The sequence below is a fragment of the Gluconobacter sp. genome, assembly GCF_047723935.1.
In the GTDB taxonomy this organism is placed as follows: Bacteria; Pseudomonadota; Alphaproteobacteria; order Acetobacterales; family Acetobacteraceae; genus Gluconobacter.
This window is the reverse complement of the sequence record NZ_JBDOBO010000005.1, coordinates 1-12,744: the sequence shown is the minus strand read 5'-3', so window position 1 is coordinate 12,744 and position 12,744 is coordinate 1. Positions and strand designations below refer to the sequence as shown.

Genomic DNA, 12,744 nt, shown 5'->3' with positions numbered 1-12,744 from the left:
GATTGTCGTTATCAACGCTTTAGAGAAACGAGATAGGATCGATATCGATATCGATTTTGGCGCTTCCTTTGGGCCTGATGTCTTTCAGCCAGTCCCGCAAAATCGGCTGGACAGCGATTCCCCGCATGGTCCGCAACAGTAACCGGCGCCGGTGCCGCCCGCGTAAAACAGCCAGAGGCGCAGGGGCTGGGCCTAACACCTGCACCCCTTCCCGTTCCGGTGCCGCAAACGCAATTTCCTTTGCCAGCGCATCTGCCGCGTCTGCCGTCGCAGCACTGATGATCAGCGCCGCCAGTCGGCCGTATGGCGGCCAGAAAGAAGGGCGTCTCTGCTCGGCTTCCTGCTCCATGAAAGTCTGAAAGTCGTTTGAGACAAGCGCCGTCATGACAGGGTGCTCACCCACGTAGCTCTGAAGCAGGACACGGCCAGGACGCTCAGCACGCCCTGCACGCCCCGCGACCTGATGCAAAAGCTGAACCGTGCGTTCCGCTGCCCGTAGATCGCCGCCGCCTAATCCCAGATCCGCATCCACAACACCCACCAGCGTTAGCTTCGGAAAATGCCAGCCTTTAGCGACGATCTGCGTCCCGATGATGAGATTGACCTCACCATCCGTGATCTTCCGTACGGCTTCCGCCGTAGCCGCCGGGGAGCCCAGTGTATCCGAGGACATGACCAAGATCTTTGCCTCAGGAAAGCGCAGCTTTGCCTCTTCCGTAATGCGCTCAATCCCCGGCCCAATGGGTACGAGCGAGTGTTCGGCGTGGCATTGCGGGCAGTCTGACGGAATACTCTCGGTGTGACCGCAATGATGACAGGTCAGAATGCCACGCGCGCGATGTTCCACCAGCCAGGTGGAGCAGTTGGGGCACTGCATTCGGTGCCCGCAGGCGCGACAGAGCGTCAGCGGTGCATAACCACGACGGTTGAGGAACAGCATCGCCTGCTCCTCGTTCTTCAGTGTCTCATCAATGGCATTGCAGAGCACTGGAGATAAAAAGAGCCCACGCTCTGGCGGATCAGCCCGCATATCGACCAGAGAGACGTCCGGCATCGTCGCTCCGCCATGCCGGGCAGTCAGAAGCTCATGGTGATAACGGCCGCTTTCCACATTCGCCAGCGTCTCCAGTGATGGCGTGGCAGACACGAGAATGGCAGGAGCGTTCGCCAGACGGGCGCGAACCACAGCCATGTCCCGCCCATGATACATGACGCCTTCTTCCTGCTTGAAGGCGCTCTCATGCTCCTCGTCCACCACGACGAGTCCAAGATCTTCAAACGGCAGGAAGAGCGCCGATCGCGCGCCCACAACGACACGGGCCGTCCCGTCCGCTACAGCGCGCCATGTTTCGCGACGGCGCTTGGTTCCGAGGTCGGAGTGCCATACGGCTGGGTCTGCACCGAAACGACGGATGAACCGATCCGTCCACTGAGCTGACAGAGCAATTTCCGGCAACAGGACCAGAACCTGTTTCCCTTGCGCCAGACAAGCCGCGACAGCCTCGAAATAGACTTCGGTCTTTCCCGATCCTGTCACCCCCTCCAGCAGAGTGACGTCAAACCGCTGCTCTTTCACCGGACGGCAAAGCTGCTCGGCAACGTCCGCCTGCTCTTCAGAAAGCTGCGGTGCGCCGTGGGTTGGGTCCGGCGTTGCGAAAGGAGCCGCGACAGAGATGATGGCTTCCCGAAGGAGCCCCGCAGTCGCGAGTCCTCGGATCACGGCGGAACTGGCACCGCTGGCCGCCGCGAGATCAGACGTCGTCATCGGCGCATTGGAAGCCGCATTGAGGACGGATCGACGTGCCGGTGTGATGCGCAGCCCCTCTTCCGGTTGTTCCGTTCTGACCCAACCCAACGCAGGTTTTGGTGCGTCCTTCAGATGAATGCGGGTTGCCATCGCCAGCACCAGACCAGGCGGCGTCAGGGTATATGCAGCAACCCAATCAATAAACCGCCGCAGACTGCTCGGCAGGGGGCGTACGTCCAGCTTTTCGACAACTGGACGCAGGCGAGACAGCGGAACCTCCCGCCCCGGAGCCATCGCGAAGTCAGCAGGGACTGTGCTGGCCGTATCCCAGACACATCCGACCGTCTCCCGCTTTCCCAAGGGAATTGACACCAGATCGCCCGGTTGAAGCGCCATGGGTGCCAGATAGTCTAACGGCCCCGGAAAAGGCAGCGGAACGAGCACCGAGACACGCGTTCCGGTGGGGGGTGGCTTTCGCCAGAGGTCAGGCTTGGGTAGGCTGCTGGATGCCATGCCTGTGTCTAACCTCCCTGAGCCCGAAATGCCATGATGGCCCATGACGCATTACGCGACTGGACCAAATGGCTGACCCATGAACGGCGCTCCAGCCTGCGAACGGTTGAGGCCTACCGCCATGATATCGTTATGGCCCTCTCCTTCTTTGAGCAGCATCTGGGGGGCGAGGTTGATCTGACTGCTCTGGCAAAGCTCTCCCTTGCTGATCTCCGGGCGTGGCTGGCTCATGAAACAGCCCGCAGCGAAAAACCCACACGTCGCGCCACGAATGCCGATGCGCGCGCTCGTTCCAGAGCACGACATGTTTCGGCCCTGCGATCGTTCTTTCGCTATCTGGCCATGCGCCATGATGTCTCGAATCCTGCCCCGGGGCTCCTCGCGACCCCTCGACTGAAAAAGCGCCTTCCACGTCCTCTTGGGCAAGAACAGGCCTTGGCCGCGCCGGAAGGGATTTCCGACGATGCTTTTACGAGCGCTGCTGCCATCCGGGACAAAGCACTCTTTACGCTTCTGTACGGTACAGGCTTGCGGATTGGTGAAGCCTTGGCCCTTGATGTGCGGGACCTGACCAACGCTGGTGAGAACATGCTGCGCGTGGTGGGCAAAGGGGGGAAAGAACGTCTGGTTCCGCTGCTTCCGGCCGTCCGTGAAGCGTTGGAGTTATGGAAAGGGGTTCACCCTTCTCCGGCCCCGGACGCTCCGCTGTTCTGCGGTGTGCGGGGAGGCCGCCTAAATCCCGGCGTCGCCCAGCGCGCCATGCGGGAATGGCGCAAAGGCGAAGGTCTGCCGGATTCCGCCACACCACATGCTCTTCGCCACTCTTTTGCGACCCATTTGATGGAAGGTGGCGCTGATTTGCGTGCCATTCAGGAACTCATGGGCCATGCCAGTCTTTCCACCACCCAGGCTTATACTCTGGCAGACGAAAAGCACCTGCTGGACGTCTGGCGCAAAGCACATCCACGGGCGGAGCAGGAATGAAAAGACTGACATGGGGCATTCTGGCTGCCTTTCTTGCTTTGACCGGAAAGGCTGAAGCCATGCCATGCCACACGGTACAAGCGGCCGTTCTGCCCCTGCGCGATGATGGTGGATATCTGAGCATTCCTGCCCAGATCAACGGCCACGCGGTCTCCATGATCGTAGACACAGGCTCACAGGGAAGTCTGATGACACCTCAGGGCGTTGCAGCGCTTCATCTGCCTCAGGACCCAGACCGCCACACTGTCATGCAGGGCCCCAACGGCACGCCACACCTCGTTGCCAATATCCGTATTGCAGACCTGCAACTAGGTCGCCTTTCTCTTGGTGCCGGCTCTATGCCCATAGGCTCTCTTCCCGGCTCCCCGATGATTCATCCTCCTATTCTGGGGCTCCTCGGAGCAGATGTTCTGGATGGCTATGACCTGGAGTTTGACGTTCCCCATCAGAAGCTCATTTTCTGGAAGGTTTCCTCAAACAGCTCGTCCTGCCAGCTTCTGCCCTCTTGGAAAGGCCAATGGAGCACGGTCCCGGCCCGGCAGGTTGACGGACGCCTGATGGTAACGTTCACGCTTGATGGGACGCGTGGAACCGCGCTTCTCGACAGCGGTGCGCGCTCCCATATTGTCAGCACCGATTTCGCCTATCGCCTCGGCCTCACGGATGAGCTGCTCGCGCTCGACCCTGGCGGTATTACTGCCGGTGTGGACCTGCATGAACGCCGCTACCACTGGCATCGCTTCAAGCGCTTTTCCATGGGGGGGACGGTCTGGGTTGATCCCGTTCTGACTGTCGCCCCGGTTCATGATCAGGCCGACATGCTGCTGGGCTCAGACTGGTTCGCCAAACATGACATCTGGCTCTCTTACGCCACAAACCAGATTTTCGTTCGTTAAGGAGTTGGGAGCGTACAGAACGTCCCGGATTTCATCCGTTCCTTGCGGGCAGGGGTAAAAGCCCACCAGTTCAGGGCTTCTCCTGTTTTTGCCTGATGGATGGTGGCTGCAAACACGTCATGCACACAGGGATCATGGCGTTGCTGCGTTAGGTGACAGAGCTTCAGATAAAGATCGTCCGGCTCACAGGATGCCAGCTGTGCAGTTGAGGTAATCCCCAATATGGCAAAATCTGCGAGTGCTGCTTTGCCAACATTCTTCAGCATTGTGAGATCACTCATGCCTGCTCGCCCTTTATTTGAGGCAACCATTGTAGCGAGCGGCACTTTAAAGTCCTAGCAACAAAAGGACATTATTCATGGCGACGCAGGGACTATCACGTTTCACTGGCCGCAAGGTTCTCGTGACGGGGGCGGCATCAGGTATTGGTCACGCGACAGCCCTTCGTTTCCTTGACGAAGGCGCGCATGTCATTCTTGTGGACCGGGATCAGGAAAAGCTCGACGAGGCCATGAAAAGCCTCGACCCGAACAAAGCTACGGCCTCTCTGACAGACATTTCCAAACCCGACGAAGTTCAGAAACTGCTGGACCTAACCAAACAGACGTTCGGCACACTGGATGTGCTGGTGAACAACGCCGGTGTCACCACAATCGGCACGGTTCTGGACGGCGATCTGGACGCCTGGCAGACCGTGTGTGCCACAACCCTGACCGGAACCCTGAATGTCAGCCGCACCTTTCTGCCCCTGCTGATCCAGAGCAAAGGGAACATCGTCAACACGGCCTCCGTCTCTGGAATGAGGGGAGACTGGAACACGGCCTATTACGATGTTGCCAAAGGCGGTGTTGTGAACCTGACGCGTGTTCTGGCGATGGATCACGGAAAGGACGGCGTTCGCGTCAATGCCATCTGTCCGTCGGTCACACGCACTGCCATGACAGCTGATGCCCTTAAAGATCCAGCTTTCGTCAAAAGCGTCGAAGACCGCGTTCCGTTGCAGCGTCTGGGAGAGCCGGAAGATATGGCCGCAGCAATCACATTTCTGGCCAGTGAGGACGCGGCTTATATTACCGGATTGATTATGCCTGTTGATGGCGGCGTGACCGCATCAAACGGGCAGCCACCATTTCCTATGAGCTGATCTTTAGAAACTTACTGCACGTCTCCGCGCCGATCCTGCACGGAGACGTTGCCTGAATGGGCGGCGAAGAAAGGAAGCCCCAGACTTCCAATTTCTACTTCATCGTGAAAGAAAATTTTTTCATTCTCTATCGGAGAGCCGCCCATAAAGAGGTTTTTGACAAGCGCGCCCTGCCCCACACTCAGAAAATCATCATAGTGAGTGAATTTCTTCTGATCTTCCGGATTTTCTTTTAGAGAAGAAATCCAGAAAGACGGAAATGTCGTGTATGTCAGATCAGGATCAAGGCTGACGCGCTTCTTCTTTTCGCCAACCCGAATATGAACTGTGAAGCGGAATAACGCAGCGCGTCCGAGCACACCCACAATCGGTCGCCCCTCAACCATCTGCGTACTGGCTTTCGCGAGCAAGACGACATCTACATCTTTCAGCGGAATATCATCCAGAACCAGTTCATTAATTTTGGAATGAAAGGCGCTTTCCTTATAGGCACCGCTGATGACAACTTTGGCGTCATCATAGCCCTTGGGGAACTGTATTCCTTCAGAATTCCGGACGTAAATGTAATCGAACGCCGGGCTAACATACATCGCAGCGGGTTTGCCGTTGGTTCTCACCGGTATAAGCGGCGCATCCCCTCGCCTCCCAGGAACAGGAGAATAACAGGCAAAAAAACCTCCGTCCCGATAAAGGAACGGAGGTTTCTGGTATCCGCTGAAACGTAGGGGATTATTCGCCTTTGAGACGGCTGTTGCACTGGGACCAGTACCCGCCACCCTTCTGGATCCACTTCAGGCTGCCATTGCCGCCGTTTGCCTTGTTCGCATTGTACTGGGCAACACAGGTCTTCATGCGAGCCTTGCCAGCGGACAGGCTGGAAAACTGGGACGACACAGCCGTTGGGAATACAACGTTTCCAGACGTGACCGGAGCACTCTTGGACGCAATCGGTGCCTTCGTACCTGCAACAGACGAATCAGGAGGGTTCGCCTTACCTGTCGTGACAGGCGCCGTCGTTGTAGGTGCTGTCGCAGCCGTTGCCGGGGCAGCAGTTGTCGCAGGCGCGGCTTCAGCCGTTTCGCTACCACAGCTTGCAGCCTTGAAAGCCTTGTAGCTTTGACCGTTCAGGGTGCCGCCCTTCTTGGCGGACTGGAATGCAGCATGGCATTCCTTGGCCGTCATCGCGTGTGCAGGAACCGAGGCAAGACCGGCAGCCAGAACAGCGGCCAGGGAGAGGCGGGACAACATACGGCTGGAAACCATGAAAAACATCCTTGTCTGTCAACCGGGAAGTCGCAGCCTCCCGGTTCAGAAACACCGGTGACTACGATCAGTTGATGCGTTCACCATGCATGGTCGTATCGAGGCCTTCAAGTTCCTCTTCTGCAGAAACACGCAGACCCATGACACGATCCAGAACCTTCAGGATCACGAATGTCATGATGACACACCAGACAATCGTCACGCAGACGGCTTCTGCCTGAGCCAGAAGCTGTGAAAGGCTTCCGACGGTACCAGCCGGATTAGCGTCCGTTGCAGAGAGCGGCCCATAAGCCAGAACACCTGTCAGCAGAGCGCCAACAATACCACCCGTACCGTGAACACCGAACGCATCGAGACTGTCATCATAGCCAAGAGCGTGCTTGAGCCATGTTGCACTCCAGAAGCAGACTGCACCGGCAATCAGACCAATCACCACAGCGCCACCCGGCAGGACAAAGCCCGCAGCAGGCGTAATGGCGACTAGGCCGGCGACCACGCCGGAAATAATGCCAAGTGCCGTCGGCTTACCCGTCCGTACCCACTCGACAGCCATCCAGGCGACACCGCCGGCAGCAGCGGCAAGCTGCGTGGTCAGCATGGCCATACCTGCACGCCCGTTGGCACCCAGCGCAGAGCCTGCGTTGAAGCCAAACCAGCCGACCCAAAGCAGAGACGCACCGATAATGGCGTATGTCAGGTTGAACGGAGACATGTCATCCGTTCCGATGCCCCGGCGCTTGCCAAGAACATATGCACAGACAAGGCCAGCCACACCGGAGTTGATGTGCACGACCGTGCCACCGGCAAAGTCCACAGCGCCCAAGCCAGCGACCCAGCCCGTCGGACTCCAGACCCAATGAGCGACAGGTGCATAAACCAGTAGCAGCCAGAAGATCGTGAAGATGCACATGGAAGAGAACTTCATGCGCTCCGCGTAGGCCCCTGTAATCAGGGCTGGCGTGATGACGGCGAACGTCATCTGGAACATCATGTAGACGCTTTCCGGGATCGTCATTGGAACGGCGGCTGCCGTCCCTGCCCCAAGCGTGAAAGCGGAATCAACGCCGTTGTGAAAGTTTGCTGCCACACCGTTCAGCAACGCGCGGGATAGATCACCAATCCACGGCGTACCGTTCGAAAAGGCCAGACTGTAACCCGCAACCATCCAGACGAGGCTGGCGATACAACAAATGGCGAAAGACTGGATCAGGGTTGCAAGAACGTTCTTCTTGCGAACCATGCCGCCGTAGAACAACGCAAGACCAGGCACTGTCATCATCAGAACGAGTGCCGTGCTGATCAGCATCCAGGCTGTATCGCCTGTGTCGATGGCCGCAGGCGCATCAGCAGCCATCGCGGATACTGGCAGAAGTGCGCCAGCAGCCATGATCGAAAGACCGGAACGTCTCATCACAGAGCGCCCTCCCCGGTCTCTCCCGTGCGGATGCGAATGAGCTGGTCGAGATTGGAGACCATGATCTTGCCGTCCCCGATCTTGCCGGTACGCGCTGCCGTCATGATTGCTTCAATAACATCTTCCACAACGGAATCCGCCACTGCGATCTCGATCTTGAGCTTCGGAAGAAAACTGACGTGATACTCGGCGCCGCGGTAGATTTCCGTCTGGCCTTTCTGACGGCCAAAACCTTTGACTTCCGTCACGGTCAGACCTTGCACGCCCAGTGGCGTCAGCGCCTCCCGGACATCGTCAAGCTTGAAGGGTTTGATAATTGCGGTGACGAGCTTCACGAACGGCATATCCTCGTTGGGAATTAGAAGACTGGTGGCCAGTATGGCCCAGATTGTACCAGTTCAACAACAATATACGAAACAGCCCGGAGGCACCGGAAAACCGGCACCTCCGGGCATTTCTGCTCCGTCTGGGTCTTGAAGGACAATCAGAACGTGGCGTTGATACGGCCGTAATAATAACCGCCGGCAATGCCGATACCGGAAGAGTCCGTGTCGTAAGCATTCGCCCCGAGGTAGTTAAGATACTTGGTCAGACGCCGTGGGCGCTGGTTGAAAATGTTATTGGCGCCCACGGCGAAGTGCCACATGTGATTGAGACGGTACCCAACCTCAAGATCCGTCAGCCAGACTGGCGTATTCTTGAACTGCCCCCAGCAGACATTGGAATACTGAAGGCTCTGCCCCTTGCAGGTCAGGCTTGCAGGCGTCTGATCCTGATAGGTCAGCATGGACGTGGTTTCGCCGTAGCGCGTCTGACGCACGTTCACATCCCACTTTCCGATCGTCCAATACGCATTCAGGATGATCTTGCTGCGCGGAGAGGTAGACGTCAGATACGCGATGCTCTGTTCATTCAGGTATGGGTTGCCCTGAGAATTCGTATTGATGTGATTGACGCGCGTCCGGTTCAGGTTGAGCGCCATGGTCAGATCCAGGTTCCCATACTGGTGCATGTGGAACATATAATCGGACTGGATATCGAGGCCCTGTGTGCGGGTGCTTCCAACGTTTGCGAAGTAGTTTGCCGAAACGTCCGCATTCGTAATGCCTGTCGGCAGCGTTGCCCCCGTCATGTCGATGGCGGAAATGGCCGTATCGCCATAAATGGAACCCGCACCGGAAATACGATCCCGAATATTGATCTGATAAACGTCTGCGGAAATGTGCCAGCCATTGACCGGCTCAAGCACCACACCACCCTCAGCACTTGTAGAGCGTTCTGGCTTCAGGTTCTGAGCGCCAAGACTACGCCCCGCAGCACTGGATGTGGCAAGGAGGCCCGAAGCGCCTGTCGGTGAGACGTTCAATGAGCTGAAGTGTTCTTCAGGGAGGGTTGGGGCGCGGAAACCATTGCTGATCGTGGCCCGAACGGCGATCCGTTTCGTAATGTCATACCGTGTGGAAACTTTACCATTCTCGGTATTCCCAACGTCCGTGTAGTGCTCGAAGCGGCCCGCAAAATCGAGATCCCAGTGCTTCAGCGGATGGAAGTCACCATCGAGGTAGGCGGCCCAGACGTCACGGCTCCACTTGCCAGAGTTTTCCGGCATCAGGCCCGCATAGCCCTGCGTTCCACCCTGGGTATAGGACGCAATTTCGCCCGGCCAGATCTGATAGGTCTCCAGGCGGTGCTCACCACCGAAGGCGACCGTCACAGGAACGAGGTTGGCAATTTTCAGCTGACGGCGGAAATCAAGATTGTTCGTCCACTGAGACAGGCGATAGGTCTCGGCACGAACCGTCGTTGGGGAGGTTCCGGTTTCCGCAATCAGGTTCGGGTTAGCTGTGTGCTTGTTCCCGATATCATTTTCATCAGCACCATAAGTCGAGCTCAGATCCCAGGAAAACCCAAGGAAATTGTCACCTTTAAGCCCCAAGGTTGCGGCGTAATCGTTCTCCTCGATGGTTTCGAGCGGAGAAAACCCATACGGATACAGCGTCGGAGCCACAGACGGCATACGATAGTTTTCATAAGCCTCGGAATGGCGGTGGGCATAGGTAATGAGACCGTATCCCTTCACCCCTTCTGTCAGCGTCTTCCCGAACTCGATGCTGAGGTTTTCACGAGTTTCTTCCGGTGTGCTCAGGATCTTGTTGGAATTATGCGGAACATTAAATCCCTTGTATTCGGGATTCCCCGGAACCGTCCGAACGTCCGTCGTGTTCGGAACCATATGATCGGTGTGGTACATCTGCCCGCTGATATGGACATAACCGTCCCCTAGGAAACCGAAGCCACCATCAGCACCAAGCTGATACTGCCAGCCATCACCGTTGTAGGCATTCGCGCCAGTCTGGGCGGTCATGTTCAGGCCATGCGGCGTCTTTTTCAGGATGATGTTCACAACACCAGCGATTGCGTCCGAGCCATACATGGCCGCCGCACCATCACGCAGAATTTCGATATGATCGATTGCAGAGGCCGGGATCATGTTCAGATCGACAGGTGTTGAGCCCTGCTGCGGGCCAGCATCAGCATAGATATTGGCTGTCGTATGACGGCGCTTTCCATCGACGAGAACCAGAACTTCGTTCGGGTTCAGACCACGCATCCGGATGGAGGACGTCAGGGCACCAGCGTCGCTTCCCATCGCGTTGACCGTGATGGACGGGTCAGTACGAACAATCGCGTCTGCGAGGTTCATCTGGCCGGAACGGCGGAGCGTGGCTGCCGTGAGAACACTGATCGGGCTCGTTGAATCCCGGGCGCGGCGGTTGAACGCATGCGTTCCCGTGACGATCATCTGCTCGTTTGTATTGCTATCAACTGCATGAGGGCGGCGCGGCGTGGCGGCAGCCTGACGGACGACTGTTTTCTTCCCTGTGGTCTTGGTCGTCACCTTCGCAGGAGCTGTGGTGCGGGTTGGTTTATGCACGGCAGCAGAGGCCTGATGTACTGGGTGCACGACCGTAACGATTGTTGTAGCGAGAAGAAGTGACTTGAGGCGCATTCAGGCAGTCCTAATCAGATCTGGTGTTCAGTTCAGATTAGAAACGTTTTAAAGTGTGTCTACCGATTATTCCGGCCTTGAATGTATCACAAGATTTCTAGTGCATAAATGCCACACCTCAAGAGACCAAAACGAAACTTTTGGACTCAGGAGTATGGCATCAGGAAATTTCAGGAAACTGTAGGAGCCTTCAGATCAGGGCCGCGATATTGCCCATCGCCCGGGCGATTGACCGGAGGAGACATGAGGCTTTCGGGCCACGGCGTGTCAGAGGGAGAATCCGATACGACCGCAGTTCGTCCACGAGGCAGACATTCCGGCATTTCTGCTTGAATGCGACGCAGCATGCGTTCGCGGATATCACAGGACAGGTTCCACATATTTCCTGCATCCGCAGCCCCTGCGATCATGCGGATGGAAATGACCTGGGCATTGCTGTCTGCAATCTGGCAGGCAATAGAGGAACGGTCCTTGTCCCAGTCCGGACAGTGCTCGATTTCTTCCATGAACATCGCCCGCAAACGGTCCATCGGTGTGCGATAATCCAGCCAGAGAAAGATGGAGCCGATCAAAGACTGCGAACTATGAGTCCAGTTCTGGAACGGGTTTTCGAGGAAATAGGAAATGGGCACGATATAACGGCGACGATCCCATGTCCGCAGGACGACATAAGTCGCATTAATCTCCTCGACCCAGGCCCAGTCCCCGTTCAGGATCAGCATATCTTCCATACGGATCGGCTGGGTAATGGCGATCTGAATTCCCGCAATCAGATTGGACAAGGCCGGTCGGGCGGATAGACCCACGATCAGGGAGGCCGCACCGGCAGAAGCAAAGAGTGAAACACCAAATTTCTGAACGGAATTGAAAACCATCAGAGACGCGGCAACAGTCAGGACCCCAAAGGTGATCTCAATCAGACGACGGAGCACCCGGATCTGCGTCTGATGAGAGCGGACCGTGATGTCATCCACATTCTCCTTGGAACTGATCCGGTTCAGGTACTGATCAGTCGCCAGACGAAACGCCCTGATAATGCCGAAGCCAAGATTCATGATGAACAGGCAGGCCAGCACGTGCGCGAGAAGCTTTTCCGTCTCGGGAGAGAAGCCCTCCGTCGCTGGCAAAGCTGCACTGGCGGCTATGATCATCAGAAAATAGCGGACATTCATCCTTAACCTGATGGTTAAAGCATGAATGAACTGGATCTTCCTCAGACCCGGCAGGCGGGGCAGCGCATCCGTGATGATCCGACTGAACAAAAGAGCAATCAGCGCCGCTGCAATCAGCAGAAGAACAGAACCCAGCGGGTCAGGCAGCCAGTCGAACTGGTGACGAAGGCTGGACATTGAGTCCACATAATTCTGTCTGAACATCGGTCTCCCTAGACGATCACCTGTCATCCACCATCAGGTCACGCGGAGGCTGCATCCTGAGCGAATGAAATGCTGTAAGCGGCGTCCATCGGCGCACATTTGGCCAAGGACGTCAGACTACAACAGCAGGCAGACCCAACTGTTCCCGAAATACGAACAGTTCCATTTTCACTATTTTAATAAGTTTTAATTTTGTTGAACGATGCATGTTGCCGAAATGAGACACTCACCTGCCGTCTTTTTGGCCGTACTGAATACCAAACAGCCACAACAAAATTTTTGACTGAAAACCTATATTTTTCAGACTTTTCAATTCCTTATAACAACAAACCACAAACAGCGATTTATGTTGTTATTTAATGTTTTAAACATATTTTATTGTTTGTTTCATATTATA

At 56.4% G+C, this 12,744-nt stretch carries 11 protein-coding genes; 3 read left to right on the top strand and 8 right to left on the bottom strand.

What is annotated here, in order from left to right:
• Positions 1 to 19 precede the first annotated feature (19 nt).
• Complete coding sequence (locus tag ABF979_RS04250; RefSeq protein WP_415558009.1) at positions 20 to 2,260, bottom strand: primosomal protein N'; 2,241 nt, start codon at positions 2,258 to 2,260, stop codon at positions 20 to 22.
• A gap of 33 nt (positions 2,261 to 2,293) precedes the next feature.
• Between ABF979_RS04250 and ABF979_RS04245 the strand changes: the two genes are divergently transcribed.
• Together ABF979_RS04245 and ABF979_RS04240 are read left to right on the top strand one after the other, a co-directional pair.
• Positions 2,294 to 3,244 (top strand): tyrosine recombinase XerC, encoded by a 951-nt coding sequence (locus ABF979_RS04245; RefSeq protein ID WP_415558007.1) that lies wholly within the window; start codon positions 2,294 to 2,296, stop codon positions 3,242 to 3,244.
• Positions 3,241 to 4,140 carry a retroviral-like aspartic protease family protein gene (locus ABF979_RS04240; protein WP_415558006.1) on the top strand — a complete coding sequence of 300 codons (900 nt, stop codon included), beginning with the start codon at positions 3,241 to 3,243 and terminating at the stop codon, positions 4,138 to 4,140. Before ABF979_RS04245 ends, ABF979_RS04240 begins: the two co-directional genes overlap by 4 nt.
• Here the strand turns inward: ABF979_RS04240 and ABF979_RS04235 are convergent.
• The gene (locus ABF979_RS04235) at positions 4,137 to 4,421 is read right to left on the bottom strand and encodes a helix-hairpin-helix domain-containing protein (protein ID WP_211495504.1); all 285 of its coding nucleotides are present in this window, start codon (positions 4,419 to 4,421) and stop codon (positions 4,137 to 4,139) included. The genes ABF979_RS04240 and ABF979_RS04235 overlap by 4 nt on opposite strands.
• A gap of 77 nt (positions 4,422 to 4,498) precedes the next feature.
• On the opposite strand from ABF979_RS04235, the gene ABF979_RS04230 reads away from it, so the two are divergent.
• Positions 4,499 to 5,284: an SDR family NAD(P)-dependent oxidoreductase gene (locus tag ABF979_RS04230; RefSeq protein WP_415558003.1), complete on the top strand. Its 786-nt coding sequence runs from the start codon at positions 4,499 to 4,501 to the stop codon at positions 5,282 to 5,284.
• An 11-nt stretch (positions 5,285 to 5,295) separates the two neighbouring features.
• Here the strand turns inward: ABF979_RS04230 and ABF979_RS04225 are convergent, their stop codons facing one another.
• The 6 genes from ABF979_RS04225 to ABF979_RS04200 form a co-directional block, all read right to left on the bottom strand.
• A complete protein-coding gene (locus ABF979_RS04225) occupies positions 5,296 to 5,901 on the bottom strand; it encodes a hypothetical protein (protein WP_415558002.1) in 606 nt (201 codons plus the stop codon).
• Positions 5,902 to 6,013: 112 nt separating this feature from the next.
• On the bottom strand, positions 6,014 to 6,556 hold the full coding sequence (locus ABF979_RS04220) for a hypothetical protein (protein ID WP_099211680.1): 543 nt from the start codon (positions 6,554 to 6,556) through the stop codon (positions 6,014 to 6,016).
• Between the two features lie 58 nt (positions 6,557 to 6,614).
• Positions 6,615 to 7,958 (bottom strand): ammonium transporter, encoded by a 1,344-nt coding sequence (locus ABF979_RS04215; protein WP_415558000.1) that lies wholly within the window; start codon positions 7,956 to 7,958, stop codon positions 6,615 to 6,617.
• A complete protein-coding gene (locus ABF979_RS04210) occupies positions 7,958 to 8,296 on the bottom strand; it encodes a P-II family nitrogen regulator (protein WP_029495718.1) in 339 nt (112 codons plus the stop codon). The genes ABF979_RS04215 and ABF979_RS04210 overlap by 1 nt, the downstream gene beginning before the upstream one ends.
• A gap of 149 nt (positions 8,297 to 8,445) precedes the next feature.
• Complete coding sequence (locus tag ABF979_RS04205; RefSeq protein WP_415557998.1) at positions 8,446 to 10,971, bottom strand: TonB-dependent receptor plug domain-containing protein; 2,526 nt, start codon at positions 10,969 to 10,971, stop codon at positions 8,446 to 8,448.
• A 170-nt stretch (positions 10,972 to 11,141) separates the two neighbouring features.
• Positions 11,142 to 12,347: a mechanosensitive ion channel family protein gene (locus ABF979_RS04200; protein WP_415557996.1), complete on the bottom strand. Its 1,206-nt coding sequence runs from the start codon at positions 12,345 to 12,347 to the stop codon at positions 11,142 to 11,144.
• Between the last annotated feature and the right edge of the window lie 397 nt (positions 12,348 to 12,744).